13 protein-coding genes, 1 tRNA gene and 1 pseudogene are annotated in these 15061 nt (G+C 64.0%); 8 read left to right on the top strand and 7 right to left on the bottom strand.

Annotation, left to right across the window (positions count from 1 at the left end; genetic code table 11):
• Position 1 precedes the first annotated feature (1 nt).
• Positions 2 to 760: a (Fe-S)-binding protein gene (locus KUL93_RS04525; RefSeq protein ID WP_217125905.1), complete on the bottom strand. Its 759-nt coding sequence runs from the start codon at positions 758 to 760 to the stop codon at positions 2 to 4.
• A 78-nt stretch (positions 761 to 838) separates the two neighbouring features.
• On the opposite strand from KUL93_RS04525, the gene KUL93_RS04530 reads away from it, so the two are divergent.
• From KUL93_RS04530 to KUL93_RS04560, 7 genes are all read left to right on the top strand, one after another.
• The gene (locus tag KUL93_RS04530; protein WP_217125906.1) at positions 839 to 2002 is read left to right on the top strand and encodes an efflux RND transporter periplasmic adaptor subunit; all 1164 of its coding nucleotides are present in this window, start codon (positions 839 to 841) and stop codon (positions 2000 to 2002) included.
• 8 nt (positions 2003 to 2010) lie between these two features.
• Positions 2011 to 5109, top strand: a complete 3099-nt coding sequence (locus KUL93_RS04535) for an efflux RND transporter permease subunit (RefSeq protein ID WP_217125907.1) — start codon at positions 2011 to 2013, stop codon at positions 5107 to 5109.
• A 65-nt stretch (positions 5110 to 5174) separates the two neighbouring features.
• Positions 5175 to 7205, top strand: coding sequence for a YgiQ family radical SAM protein (locus tag KUL93_RS04540; RefSeq protein WP_217125908.1), 2031 nt, complete (start codon positions 5175 to 5177; stop codon positions 7203 to 7205).
• A complete protein-coding gene (locus KUL93_RS04545) occupies positions 7202 to 7924 on the top strand; it encodes an AzlC family ABC transporter permease (RefSeq protein ID WP_217125909.1) in 723 nt (240 codons plus the stop codon). The genes KUL93_RS04540 and KUL93_RS04545 overlap by 4 nt, the downstream gene beginning before the upstream one ends.
• A 2-nt stretch (positions 7925 to 7926) precedes the next feature.
• Positions 7927 to 8265, top strand: coding sequence for an AzlD domain-containing protein (locus tag KUL93_RS04550; RefSeq protein WP_217125910.1), 339 nt, complete (start codon positions 7927 to 7929; stop codon positions 8263 to 8265).
• Positions 8266 to 8269: 4 nt separating this feature from the next.
• Entirely contained in the window at positions 8270 to 9088 is an 819-nt protein-coding gene (gene mutM / locus KUL93_RS04555) for a bifunctional DNA-formamidopyrimidine glycosylase/DNA-(apurinic or apyrimidinic site) lyase (protein ID WP_217125911.1), read from the top strand.
• Positions 9089 to 9147: 59 nt separating this feature from the next.
• Positions 9148 to 11067 carry a dynamin family protein gene (locus KUL93_RS04560; RefSeq protein ID WP_217125912.1) on the top strand — a complete coding sequence of 640 codons (1920 nt, stop codon included), beginning with the start codon at positions 9148 to 9150 and terminating at the stop codon, positions 11065 to 11067.
• A gap of 53 nt (positions 11068 to 11120) precedes the next feature.
• Here KUL93_RS04560 and KUL93_RS04565 read toward each other — a convergent pair whose 3' ends face one another.
• From KUL93_RS04565 to KUL93_RS04590, 6 genes and pseudogenes are all read right to left on the bottom strand, one after another.
• Positions 11121 to 11360 (bottom strand): thioredoxin family protein, encoded by a 240-nt coding sequence (locus KUL93_RS04565; protein WP_217125913.1) that lies wholly within the window; start codon positions 11358 to 11360, stop codon positions 11121 to 11123.
• A gap of 23 nt (positions 11361 to 11383) precedes the next feature.
• Positions 11384 to 12451 (bottom strand): permease, encoded by a 1068-nt coding sequence (locus tag KUL93_RS04570; protein ID WP_217125914.1) that lies wholly within the window; start codon positions 12449 to 12451, stop codon positions 11384 to 11386.
• 41 nt (positions 12452 to 12492) lie between these two features.
• Positions 12493 to 13166 (bottom strand): annotated as a pseudogene (locus KUL93_RS04575) (arsenic resistance protein).
• A complete protein-coding gene (locus KUL93_RS04580) occupies positions 13166 to 13591 on the bottom strand; it encodes an arsenate reductase ArsC (RefSeq protein ID WP_217125915.1) in 426 nt (141 codons plus the stop codon). The pseudogene KUL93_RS04575 and the gene KUL93_RS04580 overlap by 1 nt, the downstream one beginning before the upstream one ends.
• A complete protein-coding gene (locus KUL93_RS04585; protein WP_217125916.1) occupies positions 13588 to 13956 on the bottom strand; it encodes an ArsR/SmtB family transcription factor in 369 nt (122 codons plus the stop codon). Before KUL93_RS04585 ends, KUL93_RS04580 begins: the two co-directional genes overlap by 4 nt.
• 65 nt (positions 13957 to 14021) lie before the next feature.
• Positions 14022 to 14098: transfer RNA gene (locus KUL93_RS04590), tRNA-Met, on the bottom strand.
• A 167-nt stretch (positions 14099 to 14265) separates the two neighbouring features.
• On the opposite strand from KUL93_RS04590, the gene KUL93_RS04595 reads away from it, so the two are divergent.
• Entirely contained in the window at positions 14266 to 15012 is a 747-nt protein-coding gene (locus KUL93_RS04595; RefSeq protein ID WP_217125917.1) for a 16S rRNA (uracil(1498)-N(3))-methyltransferase, read from the top strand.
• The last annotated feature ends 49 nt before the right edge of the window (positions 15013 to 15061 follow it).

Here is a 15061-nt window from a genome sequence, read left to right on the forward strand (position 1 = left end):
GCTAACCCACCAAACCCGGTCCCGTCGCGAGTCCCGCCACGACTTCCAGCGTGTGGTAGACCCGGACCGGGGCATGGATGCGGGCAAGCCGCCCGGCAATGTTCATCAGACAACCCAGGTCGCCGCCTAGGAGCACCTGCGCGCCGCTCTTCAAGATGTTTTGGACCTTGCGTTCGACCATCGCCTCGGAGAGTTCGGGATATTTGACGCAGAAGGTGCCGCCGAACCCGCAACACACCTCGGCCTCCGCCATCTCCACGAGTGTCAGCCCTTCGATACGGGCAAGGAGTTGGCGCGGTTGTCCCTTGATCCCCAGGCTGCGCAAGCCGGAACAGGAGTCGTGGTAGGTGACGCGATAGGGGAACCGGACCCGTGGGAGTTGTTCCAATGGAACCTGTTGGGCGAAGTAGCTCAGCGCTTCCCACGACTTGGCTGCGAGCCGTTGCGCACGTTCCCGCCATTCGGGATCGTCTTTGAGCAGTTCCGGATAGTCGTGGCGAATCGTCGCCAGGCACGAGCCCGAAGGGGCGATGAGATAATCGTACGGTTCGAACGCGGTGATGGTTTGCTTCGCAAGCGCGCGGGCGGCATCCCAGTCCCCTGCGTTGTAGCCGGGCTGCCCGCAGCAGGTTTGCGCGAACGGGACTTCGACGCGGTGCCCCGTGGCTTCCAAGAGTTGCGCAAGCGCCATCGCGATGTTGGGGCGAATGGTATTGACCAGGCAGGTGACGAAAAGGCCGACGCGGGGTTGGGTAGCCATAGTACGAAAACACGAGCGGGAAGACCCGCCCATTATACTGAGCAGGAGGCGCACTTGTCGATCGGGAACAGAAATTGGGTGCGACGCAAGCAATGGGGAATCGTGTGGCGCCTAGCGCTGCTCTGCGGTTGGTTGGGCCTTGCGCAGGCGCAACCGGTGGCTGAGGACGAAACGGCGCAAGCGTGCGAGCCAGCCAGTTCTATCGAGGCGATCTGGCGGCCGTGGCAAGCGGTGGTGGCGCCGTTGGTGCGCGAAGCTCCCGCGAAAGTGGTTGCGCGCGAGTCGGCAACCGTCGCGCCGGAAGTCGCTGGTCGAATCGAAAAACTCCCCGTGCGCGTGGGGGACCGGGTGGCGGCAGGCGATGTGGTCGCGGAGCTTGACGCGTCGCTGTTGCGCTTGGCGCACGACGAAGCGGCGGCGGCCTATGCCGCGGCGCAAACGCGGGTGGCGCAGGCGAAACGGTTACTTGCCCAAGCAGAGCGGTTGCTCGCCGAACGGGTGGGCAACCGCGACAACGTGGCGGCTGCCGAAGAGCAGCTGCGGATCGCCGAACGGGAAGCGGCCGCGCGGGCGGCGCAACGTGCGCAAGCCGAATGGCGCTTGACGCACGCGGTGGTACGCGCGCCGTTTGCCGGTGTGGTCACCGCGCGCTTGGCGCAGGAGGGAAACTGGGTTGCTGCCGGACAGGGGATCGCGGTGGTGACCTCGGCCGAGCACGAAGTGGTCGCGCAGGTGGGGGACGATCAGGCAGCGGAGCTTGCCCATGCTGCCGCGTCACCTCGCTTCGTACCGTTCGTAACCGGACATTCATCCGCGCTCACCTCCGATCCCTCTTCCGATCCGGCCGCGGAAATCGCGCTCACCTGGGTCGCAACCAATGCGGTGCGTGACGCGCCAGGGCAGCGCACAACGGTGCGATTTCGCGTCACGCACCCCCATCCGTTGACCGCTGGAACCGTGGGGCGGATTCGCTGGCAATCGTCGGCGCGCATCGCGCCGCCAGAAGCGGTCACGACCTTCGACGGGCGCGTCGGGGTCTGGGTGCGACGTAACCCCACTGCGCCGCCCCATTTTCTGGCGCTACCGGACGCCCTTCCGGGGCGCAGCGCCGTGGTGGCGTTACCGTCTGGGTGGCTGCCTGAGGAGACGCAGATTGCGGTGGGTCGCCAGGGGGTCCTTGCGTGGGCAGAGGTGGGTGCGCGTGCGCCCCGATCCAAAAGCGGCGCGGCGTGCCAGCGGTGAGAGGGTTCATGCGCACATTGCTGGGCAATGGGCCGCTGGCGAACCTTGCGTTTTTGCTGGTCGTCGCGCTCGGGGTCGCTGGTTACTTGACGATGCCCCGGGCGCGCGACCCCGAAATCAATTTCAACTGGGTCAATGTCTGGACGGTCTACCCGGGGGCGAGCGCCGAGGATGTGGCAAGAGAGATTACCGAGCCGCTTGAAGAGGCGCTACGCACCGTCTCCCATATCCGCTATCTGGTGTCGACCTCGCGGGAGGGGCTTTCATCGATCCTGGTCCGTTTCGAGCGTCTGGATGATGCCACCTTTGCGCGCCGCGTCGAAGAGGTGCGGCGTGAGGTGCTCAACAAAGCGAACGACCTGCCGGAGACCGCGAAAACCCCGCGAGTGATGGAGATCACGACCTCGAACGGTTTCCCGACTGCGATGCTCGCGTTGTACGGACCGGTGGGCGGGGAGACGCTGCGGGCGACCGCGGAGCGGATCAAACGGGACCTTGAGCGCCTTTCGGGGGTGGATCGCGCGTTGGTCTTCGGCTTTCGCGAACCGGAGCTGCAGATACGTTTCGACCCGATCGCATTGGCGGCGCTGGGCGTTGCCCCTGTGACGCTCGCGGATCAAGTGCGCGCCTGGTTCCGCGATCTGGCTGCTGGGCGGGTGCGGATCGCTGGCGAAGAGTGGCTCGCGCGGGTACAGGGCGAAACGGTTTCTGCCGAGGCGCTCGCCCAGTTACCGATCCAAGTGGCGCGTACCAACGACCCGGTACCGGCGCTGCTGCCACTTTCCCATCTTGCCGAGGTTCAGGAAGGGGCGGAGCGCGCCCGTCAACTCGTCCGTTTCCACGGTCATCCGGCGCTCCTTGTTTCGATCACCAAAAAGGCGAAGGCGAACACCCTTCAGCTTTTGGACGCGCTCAACCGCTATATCGACGAGCACAATTCGGGGCTCGAAGCGCTGGGGCTGCGGCTTGCGCTCGTCGACGACCAAACGCCAGAGACCCGTGCGGCAATCGGTGTGATGGAGCAGAACGCGCTGGTGGGCCTTGCGCTGGTGCTGGTGATGGTCGGGTTTTTTCTCGGTCGCCGCTTGGCGCTCTTGGTTGCCTCTGGGATGGTCTTTGCCCTGGCCGGAACGATGGCCGTATTGGCCGTGGGTGGCAGCACCCTCAATTTGACGGTGCTCTTGGGGGTGGTGATCGCGCTGGGGATGCTGGTCGATGATGCGGTGGTGATCGTTGAAGCGATTCACGACAAGATCGTGCAGGGGTTACCGACGCAGCAGGCGGTCTTCGCCGGATTGCGCGAAGTGGCCGCGCCCGTGGCAAGCGCCGTGCTCACCACGGTGGCGGCGTTTTTGCCGCTCATGCTGCTGCCCGGTATTCTCGGCGATTTTTTGCGGATCGTTCCGGTCGTCGTCACCGTGGCGCTGGCGATGAGTCTCATCGAGGCCTATTGGATGCTTCCCGCGCACATTCTGGCGATGCGCGCCGCGTTCGATCGGCCGCGTTCGCGTTGGGGGGTATGGCGTGCGCGCTTTCAGCGCCGCTTGCGCAATCGTTATGGTCGGTGGTTGGTGTGGGCGCTACGCCGACCGAAACGGGCGGCGATGCTTGCGTTCCTGGCGTTCGCCGCTGCGGTGGCGTTGGTGGCAAGTGGCGCCGTTCGGGTGCAGTTTTTTGCGTTCGAAACGATTCGACTTTTCTACATCCATGCCGATTTACCGGTTGGAACGCCGCTTTCGGAGACGCTTGCGGTTGCGGACCGGATGCGGCAGGCGGTGGAAGCGACACTGCCTGCCGAAGAGCTGCGCGCGGCGGTGGCGATGGCGGGCGTGAAATTCACCGATACCGAACCCCTCTATGCCGACCACCATGCCCAAGTGATCGTTTCGCTCAACCCTCGGCAAGCAGACGGACGAACCACCGAAGCGGTGATCGAGGCGCTGCGCGACGCGGTGACCGCCGCAGCAAAACCCTACACGGCGTCGTTCCTGATCGTCAAAGGGGGGCCGCCCGCGCAGCGCCCGGTGAGCGTCAAGGTGCGCTCCGACGACGACGCATCGCGCAACGCCGTGGTGGCGCTCGTCAAAGGGTGGCTTCGCGACATCCCGGGGGTGAAGGACATTCAGGATGATCAGGCGGCCGGGCGCCCCACCGTCGAATTGCGTTGGCGCGCTGAGGCATTGGCCGACGCGAACCTCGACGTCGCCACTGCGACCCGAACCGCGGCGCTTCTTGCCGACGGCGAATACGTGGGGGAGACGCGCCGTGGCGGTGAGACCTGGCGCGTGCTCGTCCAGGCAAAGCCGGCGCAATGGCCCAGCGTCTCCTCGTGGCTCGAGCTGCCGATCGTGACGCCTTCGGGTGGTGCGGTGCCGTTATCGGCGTTGGCCGACGTGACGGTGCGCGAAACTGCGGGCGTGGTACGCCGCTACCAATACACCCGTTCGGTGACGGTGGAAGCGGAACTCGACCGCGCGGTTGCCGAGACCCAAGCGGTGAACGCAGAGCTGCTGCAACGCTGGCAGGCGGTCGCAGCGCACTATCCCAACGTCACGCTCGACTTCACCGGCGAACTCGACGACATCAAGGAGAGCCTTGCGGCGTTGCAGAAAATCTTCCTAGTTGGGGTAGGGTTGATCTACCTCATTTTGGCCACCCAGTTTCGCAGCTACGTGCAGCCATTGCTGATCCTGGTGACGGTGCCGTTGGCGTTCACCGGCGTGGTCTTCGGTTTGGCCGCGTCCGGGTTGCCGCTCTCGCTCTATACGATGTACGGGGTGGTGGCGCTCACCGGCATCGCGGTCAATAGTGCGATCGTTCTCGTTGCCGCGGTGAACGACCGCCGCAGCGCCGGCATGAGCCCGATCCACGCCGTGGTGACTGCGGCGCGGCGGCGGATCGTACCGATCCTCATCACGTCGGGCACGACCATCGGGGGGCTCTTTTCTCTGGCGACGGGTCTGGCCGGACACTCGCTCCTCTGGGGACCGGTGGCTTCGAGTATCGTCTGGGGGCTGGGCGTTTCGACGATCCTCACCCTTTTCGTGGTGCCGCTCCTGTTGCTCGCGCTGTTGCGGGTTCAAGCGAAACGGGCCGCAAGGTCCTGAATGGTGGGCGATGGCTTTCTGACTCGAAAGTCGTTACAATCCTGCGCGAATCACGAGTCGCACCGATGAGCCCACCCACGATCCTCCCCCAACAGGCCAATCCGAACCCAGCGCCGTTCCTGCCGATGAGTCGCGCCGAAATGGACGCGCTCGGGTGGGACGCCTGTGACGTCATCTTGGTCACGGGCGATGCGTACGTCGACCACCCCAGCTTTGGCATGGCGCTCGTGGGGCGGCTGTTGGAAGCGCACGGCTTGCGCGTCGGGATCATCAGCCAGCCGGATTGGCACAGCGCCGAACCGTTTCGCGCGCTGGGACGGCCCCGCCTCTTTTTCGGGGTTACCGCCGGGAACATGGATTCGATGGTGAACCACTATACGTCGGATCGCCGCATCCGCAGTGACGATGCCTACACCCCGGGGGGCGTGGCGGGCAAACGCCCCGACCGCGCGGTGATCGTCTATACCCAGCGGTGCCGCGAAGCCTTTTCCGGTGTGCCGGTGGTGATCGGCGGGATCGAAGCGAGTTTGCGCCGCATCGCCCAGTACGACCATTGGAGCGAAAAGGTGCGGCGCTCGATCCTGCTCGACGCGAAAGCCGATTTGCTGCTCTACGGCAATGCCGAGCGCGCGCTGGTTGCGCTCATTACCCGGTTGCAAGCAGGCGAACCGCTTGAGTCGATCCGTGACCTGCGGGGGTCGGCGTTTGCGGTGAAGCCAGGTTGGCTGCCCGGTCCCGAATGGGTGGAGCTTGACGCCACCGACCCCGATCGCCCGGTCGAGCAGCCCAAAGGGGCGGCGCGTGAACGCACGGTGATCCGGCTGCCGTCGTTCGAAACGGTGGCAGCAAACCCGTTGACCTATGCGCACGCGTCGCGCCTCCTCCATCTGGAATCGAACCCATTCAACGCGCGCGCGTTGGTGCAACGGCACGGGGTTGGGCCGGGGGCGCGCGATCTGTGGGTCAATCCGCCGCCATTACCGCTTACCACGGAAGAGATGGACTTCCTCTACGAACTCCCCTACGCGCGCCGCCCTCATCCCAGCTACGGCAACGCACGCATTCCCGCGTGGGAGATGATCCGTTTTTCGGTGAGCATCATGCGCGGCTGTTTCGGTGGGTGCACGTTTTGCTCGATCACCGAACACGAAGGGCGGATTATTCAAAACCGCTCGCACGAATCGATTGTGCGCGAAATCGCCGCGATTCGCGACAAGACGCCCGGTTTTTCCGGCCACATCACCGATCTGGGTGGCCCCACGGCCAACATGTACCGGATGCGGTGCAAGGACCCTGCGATCGAATCGCGCTGCCGACGCCTCTCGTGCGTCTATCCGGACGTTTGCGAAAACCTGGGCGGGACTGACCACCGGCCACTCATCGCGCTCTATCGTGCGGCACGGCAGGTGCCTGGCGTCAAGCTGGTGACGATCGGTTCCGGCGTGCGCTACGACCTGGCGGTGAAAAGTCCCGAATACGTCAAAGAGCTGGTGCAGCACCATGTGAGCGGGCGGTTGAAGATCGCACCGGAGCACACCGAACCGGAGCCGCTCGCGCACATGATGAAACCGGGGGTCGATACCTACTTCCGCTTCCGCGCGCTCTTCGAACGTTACTCGAAAGCCGCTGGAAAACGGCAACAGCTGATCCCGTACTTCATCGCGGCGCACCCTGGAACCACCGACGAGGCGATGGTGAACCTAGCGCTTTGGCTGAAGCGAAACGGCTTCAAACCCGACCAAGTTCAAACCTTTTTGCCAACCCCCATGGCGTTGGCGACCGCGATGTACCATTCCGGACGCAACCCACTGAAACGGTTGGCAAACGGGGGGGTACCGGTCACCGTCGTGCGCAAAGGGCGGCAACGGCGGCTGCACAAAGCCCTCCTGCGCTGGCACGACCCCGCCAATTGGCCGCTCATTCGGGAAGCGTTGCGCGCGCTGGGGCGGCGTGACCTCATCGGGTATGGATCCAATGCGCTGGTGCCGCCGGTCGATCCCCCTGCGCGGCGCCAAAGAACGGGCGCTGGGCAGCCCGCCAAACGATCGCCCAAGCGCGCATCAGCACCACAAAAACAGGGAGTGAACCGTCCGTGAGCAGAGAACCTCGACGCGCTGCGCCTGAGGAACCGGCGTGGCGCGAAGCGTTGCGTTTGATGATGCCGTTGTCGCTTGGCTTGATCCCGTGGTCGATCGCCACGGGGCTTGCGATGCGCGCCTACGGGTTGAGCGAAGGGGAAGCGGCGGCGATGAACCTCTTCGTCTATGCGGCAACGGCGCAATTGGGTACGTTGCCGTTGATCGTTGCCGGCGCCCCGATCGCGATCGTCTGGCTTACCGCCGCTGTGCTCAATTTGCGCTTCGTGATCTACAGTGCAGCGATCTCGCCAGCGTTTCACCAGCAATCGTGGGCACGGCGTGCGTTGGGCAGTTACTGGCTAGTCGATGCGCTCTTCATTGTTCTGGGGCCGCGCCTCAATGCCGAGCCCGACCCGGAACGGCGTTGGCGCCTCTTTTTCGCAGCCGGCCTCTGGTGTTGGGGGCTGTGGCAGCTTTTCGGGCTGATCGGGATTTTTGGCGCGGAATGGTTGCCGCGTGACTGGCCGCTCACCTTCATGGGCACGATCGCGCTCTTGGTGCTCTTGGTGCCGCTCGTCAAGGAGGCGGCGATGCGCGTCACCGCGCTCACTTCGGCAACGGTGGCGATCCTGGCGTATGACCTGCCGCTCAAAAGCGGCGTGGTGATTGCGGTGCTCGCCGGGCTGGCGGCTGGAGGCGCGTGGACCTCTTGGCAAGCGCGTCGCCAAGGAGCGTGAGTATGGCAGATGGACACGGCGCTTGGGGATGGGGGTATCTACCCATTTTTTTGCTCCTCTTTTGGGCCACCTGGCTGACCCGCGGCGCTTTTTTGCTGTTCGGGGAAAAGGTGCGATTGCCGCAATCGGTGCAGACGTGGTTGCGCTATGCGCCTGCGGCAGCGCTCGGCGCGCTGGTGGCGCCGGACCTGTTTCTGGCCGGTGGGGCGGTCACGTTCAAACCGGAACTGGTTGCGGCGGTGGTGGTGATGGTCACTGCGGCGTTCTGGCGCAACCCATGGGCCCCTTTCGCGTTGGGGATGCTCACGCTCGTGGCGTTGCAAAACGCGTTCGGTGGATAGCGCCATGCCGGAATTGCCCGAGGTCGAAACGGTCAAACGGGGGCTCCTGCCGCTCATCGGTCAGCGATGGCGGCATGTAACCGTTCGCCGGGCAGATCTTCGCCGTCCGCTCGATGCTTCGGCGTTTTCGCCGTGGCGCGATGCCACGGTCTGCGCCGTGACCCGGCGCGCCAAAGTGGTGGCGCTGGAACTGGTGCGCGCTGACGGTGCGCGCGCCTATTTGCGCTTTCACCTAGGGATGAGTGGGCGGCTCTACTTCACGGATCCCGCGTCTGAATGGCTGCCCCACGAACATCTGGAGCTCGCTTTTTCTGCGTCGGTCCTGCGCTTTCGCGATCCGCGCCGCTTCGGCTGGTGTGACCTGTTGCCAGCCGACGACTATGCCAGTTGGTCCGCAACCCTCGCGCCGGAACCTTTTTCGCCCGAATTGACCCCGGAATGGGCGATGCGCCGCGCCGGACGTTCCAGCATCAAAGCGGTGCTGCTCTCCGGCCGGGTTGTCGTGGGCGTGGGCAACATCTATGCGTGTGAAGCGCTCTACCGTGCCGGGATCGCACCGCAGCGCCTAGCGGCAACGCTTTCCGCGGAAGAATGGGCGAAGCTGATCGCTGCGGTGCGTGCGGTGCTCGAGGCCGCGATCGCTGCCGGCGGGACCAGTTTGCGCGACTACGTCACCGTCGATGGCGCGCCGGGGTGGTTTCAAGTGCAGCTGGCGGTCTATGGGCGGGCGGGACAACCGTGCGTGCGCTGTGGGACGCCGATCGAACGGATCGTCCAGCAAGGGCGCAGCACCTGGTGGTGCCCGCGCTGCCAGGCGGGGTGATCGGTCGAATCCACGATTTTGTGCTACTCTTTTTACTTTCCAGAGCGTTTTGAGTGGAAATGGCACTGGGTCAATACCTCATCGATTTCGACACATGGCGGGGGGCGGTTCGCGCAGCGCTCCTCGACCTGCAGCAGGCGCTTACCGATGCCGGAGTGGCAGGGCGTGAGCGCGTGCGCACCCGGTTGCTCGAAGCGTTCGACGCTGTGGATACCCAACGGCTGCGGGTCGCGTTCCTGGCCGAATTCTCCCGCGGCAAAACCGAACTGATCAACGCGCTCTTTTTTGCCAACCATGGCGAACGGGTGTTGCCGTCGCGAACCGGCCGCACCACGATGTGTCCCACCGAGCTCGAATGGTTCGACGGCGCCACACCCGAAGTGCTCCTCCTGCCGATTGCGGCGGCGCGCGATCTTACCTTGCGCGACGCGCGCATGCACCCGGAGCTGTGGACGCGGCGGCCGTTCGACCCGCACGAGACGCAGAGCGTCCTTGCCGCTACCCAAGGGGTTTCCGCAGTCGAACAGGTTTCGGTCGATGAGGCGGAGTCGCTCGGGTTTCGGATCGACCCAAGCGGCGAAAACGGCCTTGAGCCGCAACCCGACGGAAGCGTACTGGTTCCTGCGTGGCGCCATGCGATCATCCGCTATCCCCATCCGCTTCTTGCCGCGGGGCTCGTGATCGTCGATACCCCCGGACTCAACGCGATCGGAGCGGAGATCGACCTCACCCTGTCGCTCTTGCCCGAATGTCAAGCGATCGTCTTCGTGCTGGGCATCGATACCGGGGTGACGCGCAGCGACATCGCGGTTTGGCGCCGGTTCATCCACAGCGGTGGCGACCGCTCTGCCGCAACCTTGGTGGTGCTCAACAAGATCGACGCGCTCGAAGATGGACTGCGCTCAGGTGCCGAGATCGAGCGCGAAATCGACGAACGGGTTGCCGATGTGGCGCACCATTTGGGCGTGTCGCCCACGCAGATCTTTCCGCTTTCGGCGCAACGCGCTCTGGTGGGGCGCATTCGGGACGATGAGGCGCTCGTGGCGCAGTCGCGGATCACCGAATTCGAAGCGGCGCTCTCCGAAGTGCTCGTCGATCGTCGTCTGGAGATCAGCGAAATTCACCTCAACGCCGCGTTGGAGGGGCTCCTTGCCGCAACCGGGATCGAAGCCAAATTGGCGCAACTCCACGCGCAACTGGAGGAGCTTGAGGGGCTGCGCAGCAAAAACCGGGCGCGCATGCTCTATCTCCTCAAAAAGGTGCAGAGTGAAAAAGAGGAGCTCGATGCGCTTGCCGAACGGAGCAAAGCGGCAAAAACCCTCTTTGCCCGTGATGCGAAGGCGCTCCTCGAGCTCATCGGTCGTCGGCGGATTCGCGCCGAGGTCGAGCGGGTGGTCGCGGCGCTCCAGCAGGCGACCTTCTCAGCGCAGATGCGCACCGAAATCGAACGCTTTTTCGACCGCATCTCAGAGTGGCTCGAGGAGGGCAACCGAAAACTTGCCGAACTGAAAACGATGGTAGACAAACTCTACCACCGCTTTGAAACGGAGTATGGGCTGACCTGCGATCCCCCGTCGGAACCACCGCAGTACGAGCCGTTTATCGCGAGTATCCAAGATGTTCGCCAAGTGGCGCTCGAACAGGTGGCGGGGTGGGGGTTTCTTTTGGGGCATGGCAAAAAGCGGGTGATCGAGCAGTTTGCGTCGCTGGTTGGGCGGGAGATCGAAGCCCGGTGGGAGCGCCACTACCGTCAGTTCCTGGCGTGGGTCCGGGTGGTGATGGTGCCGATGGACGAGGCGTTGGCCGAACAAGCCGAAGCGCTGGAGAAGCGGATGCAAGGGCTGGAGCGCATCCGCGATTCCGTCGACACCCTAGAACCCCAAATTGCGGCGCTGGAAGCGGAATGCCAAACCTGGCAGAAGCACCGCGACCGCATCGCCGCTGCGATCGACGCGGTGCGTGCTGCGGCGGGGCTTTGAGCGCTTCGGCACCAACCCAGCGCAGCGGTTGCCGCAACCCCTTCAAGCCCAATTCACGACGCCGCTTTCAACCAGGATTCGACTTGTGCGCGTGTGGGAATGCCGCCCGCATGGACCACTTTTCCGTCAATGACCACGCCTGGTGTGCTCATCACCCCGTAGCGCATGATCTCGGGCAGTGACTCCACTTTTTCGAGTCGAATCGACACGCCCATTGCTTTGGCCACCGATTCGATCAGCTGCACCGTATTCTTACAATTCGCACACCCCGTTCCCAAGACTTTGACTTCCATCGCATGCTCCTTTCACCAAACGATCAGGTGAGCAGAAAGTTGAAGAGATAACCGACGAACAAAATCCCCATGGCCACGACGCCAGCGAACGTCGCGATCAGGGGCAATTTCAAAACGTTACGCAGAATGAGCATCTCCGGTAGCGAGAGCGCGATCACGCTCATCATGAACGCCAACGTCGTGCCCAGTGCGGCCCCTTTGGTGATGAGCGCTTCGACCACCGGGATGATCCCCGCTGCGTTGGTGTACATCGGCACACCCAATGCCACCGCAGCGGGAAGCGCCCACCAAGGTGCCTCTTTGCCAAGGAGCTTCACCATCAGCTCCTCTGGGACATAGCCGTGGATTCCGGCGCCGACTCCGATCCCAATGAGGACGTAAGGCCACACTTTGCCCACGATTTCCCGGACATGGCGCAGCCCTGCGGCAAGACGGTCGTTCCACGTCAGTGTGTTCCCTGTGGGCAGCGCAGCTTGCCCCATGTGAATCTCGCGCACCCAATCCTGGAGAAAGCGCTCCATCTTGAGCTTGCCGATCACAAGCCCTGCGACGATCGCAATCATAAGCCCGGTCACCAGGTAGAGCGCGGCCACTTTCCAGCCAAAGAGGCCAAAGAGCAGCGCCAACGCCACTTCATTGACCATCGGCGCAGAGATGAGGAACGAAAAGGTGACCCCCAATGGGACGCCCGCGGAGAGGAAACCGATGAAGAGCGGTACTGCCGAGCAGGAGCAAAACGGGGTGACGATGCCCAGAAGCGCCGCGAGAAAATTGCCAATGCCCAGCCGCTTGCCCGAAAGAAGCGCCCGGGTGCGCTCCGGGGCAAAAAAGGTTTGCGCCACGCCCATCACGAAAACGATGCCCAAGAGCAAAAGGAGCACTTTGGGCGCGTCATAAGCGAAAAAGTGTACCGCCTCACCCAGGTGGGTCTCGCGGCTCAAACCGAGCGTTGCGACAACCCAATCGGCCCATTCGGTGAGGTGCGAATAGGCCAACCACCACACCAACGCAGCGGTCGGGATGCCGACGAACCAGCCAAGATGCGTCGGCGGTGCCGGGTTGGGGGCTGTTGTGTTCGAGGAAGCAGTCATCGTTTTCTCCTTTCTCTGCGGGGTTGGGGGTGTTTTCGTGTTCAAAGCGCAGCGTTTTCGCGGGCATGCCGGGCTTCGTACCACGCGCGGGTGCGGTTCACGATCGCCACCACCGTGAGCATCACCGGTACTTCGATCAAGACGCCCACCACCGTGGCGAGCGCTGCGCCCGACTCGAAGCCGAAGAGGGCGATCGCCGCGGCAACGGCCAATTCGAAAAAGTTGGACGCCCCGATGAGTGCCGAGGGTTGCCGTTACAGAGCCGACTCCAGACGAAGACCATCGCCGTGCACGGTGCAGCGGCAAGCAGGATCAAGCCGGCAACGTAGGCGTCGTGCTGCTCGGTGGAGAGCAATTCCGCGAACAGATGCCGGACGAACAGCCAAGCCAAAAGCGCCATCGAAAAGGGCTTGACCGCCCAATTGACGAAGAGCGTCACCGCAATGCCGCGCCAATGGGCGGTGACGCCGCCCAATGCGGCAAAGTCGATCTTGATGAGCATCGGGATGATCATCACCCAGATGAGGAGACCGACCGGCAAATTGACCTGCACCACTTCCAGACGGCCGATCGTCTGAAAGAAACCTGGAACCACTTTTCCCAGAACGATCCCGGCGACGATGCACAGCGCCACCCAAAGGGTCAAGTAGCGTTCGAAAAAACCGAGGGGCGCGCCTGCCGCGCGCCGCGCCGTGACGTCACATTGTGCGCTCATCACGCGCTCTCCTGAGGGAAGGGAATGGCCAGTGCCTGGGCAACCGCAGGAACCAACTGGGCCCGGATCGCGTCCCGCACCGCTTCGAACGCGGCGAGCGGCTGGCCGTGGGGATCGGGAAAGGCCATGTGCAACGTGGGGATGGGGCGGGGGAAGACCGGACACGCTTCGCGGGCGTGGTCGCACACCGTGACCACGAGATCAAACGGTTCGTCGAGAAACTGCATGACATCTTTTGGCGTGAGCCCATCGGTGGGGAGTCCCACGCGCCGCAGCGCTTCGAGCGCGTTGGGCGCCACTTCAGGTTGCGGCGCAACGCCCGCCGAGAACGCCCGTACGAACGGGGCAAGGTCGTGATTGAGGATCGCCTCGGCCATTTGCGATCGGCACGAATTGCCGGTGCAGAGCACCAAAACCCGTTTCATGACGAACACGACTCTTCAGAGAACTGAAACCAACGGTCATCGACGCCCGACTCAGCACGCAACGTCGCGCAAACCTCCCGCTGTCCTGCGCAACACTCTTCCGTGAGATAAGCAATCAATGCGTGCATTCGGGGAATCGCGGCGCGGTAGCGGACGAAACGCCCTTCGGGGGTGCTGAGTACGAGCCCAGCGCGTTCGAGCGTTTTCGCGTGGAACGTGACCTGGCTGGGACTCATCGCGAGCCGTTCGGCGATTTCGCCGGCAACCAACCCCGTCGGCTCCTCGCGAACCAAGAGCCGAAAGAGCGCGAGTCGCGGTGCCGAAGCCAGTGCGGAAAGGGCGTCGATCGCTTCGTTGGCATTCATTTTGATTTTTCGAAAATTGTTGAAATGTTGTATCCAAAAAAACCAACCACGCAGGTTGGTTAGATTGGTTGCGGGGGCAGGATTTGAACCTGCGACCTTCGGGTTATGAGCCCGACGAGCTACCGGACTGCTCCACCCCGCGTCACGTGAGACGAATTATAGCGTGTTGCAGCGCAGCGTCAACCCATTTGTGCGTAGGGTTATTGCGCGTGCTGTGGCAACCGTGGGTAAGCCGGACTGTGAGGCATCGGACAGCGCACCGCAGCGAAATCTGGGATAATCGCAACGAAATCGTATCGGGACCGTGGCGTGTTTCCTCCCCGTTTTCATACCCCGCAAGCCCGTTCGTGGCAGCGCGCGCCGTCAACGCCTTGGGAGCTACCGCCCGAGGTTGCTCATCACGCGCTGGTGCGGCGTGTCCTGCCGGGCAACGCCATTCGCCTGTTCGACGGCGCAGGGCGGGAGTGGGAGGGGATCGTCGTCGCGGTCGGCCGCCGCACCGTGACGGTAGAGGCGTTGCAGCCGGTCACGCCGCTGCCCGAACCCCCGACGCCGCGGGTGCTCGCCACCGCACTCCTTCCTGCGGAGCGGCTCGATTGGGTGGTGCAGAAGGGCACGGAACTTGGAATGACCCATTGGGTGCCGCTCGTCACGGCGCGCAGCCAGGTTGGGTTCGATGCCGCGCGCGCGGAGAAGAAACGGCAACACTGGCAACAGGTGGCGGCAAACGCCTGCGCGCAGTGCGGTCGGGCAACCGTGCCGGAAATCCTCCCGGTGACGCCCCTTGCGGCCTTGGCGGAACGCCTGGCCGCATGGATTGCGCCACCGATTACCTGGTTCTGGTTGCAGCCGGGGGGTGCGTCGGTGGCGAAGCGCGCGCCGCCCGTGGGCGGTGTCGTGCTCCTCGTCGGGCCGGAAGGGGGGTGGCACCCCGAAGAGAAGCGCTACTTTGCGCAACACGAGGCGGTCCCGTTGGGGCTCGCGCCGTGGGTGTTGCGGGCCGAGACGGCAGCGGTTGCGGCGCTCGCGCAAACGGCGGTGTGGTGGTCGCAATGAAAGGGATGCACAACGGATGAGAGCAAGAGCTGCGGCGCGCAAGCAAGGG

The sequence above is a fragment of the Hydrogenophilus thiooxidans genome, assembly GCF_019049855.1.
Taxonomy (GTDB): Bacteria; Pseudomonadota; Gammaproteobacteria; order Burkholderiales; family Rhodocyclaceae; genus Hydrogenophilus; species Hydrogenophilus thiooxidans.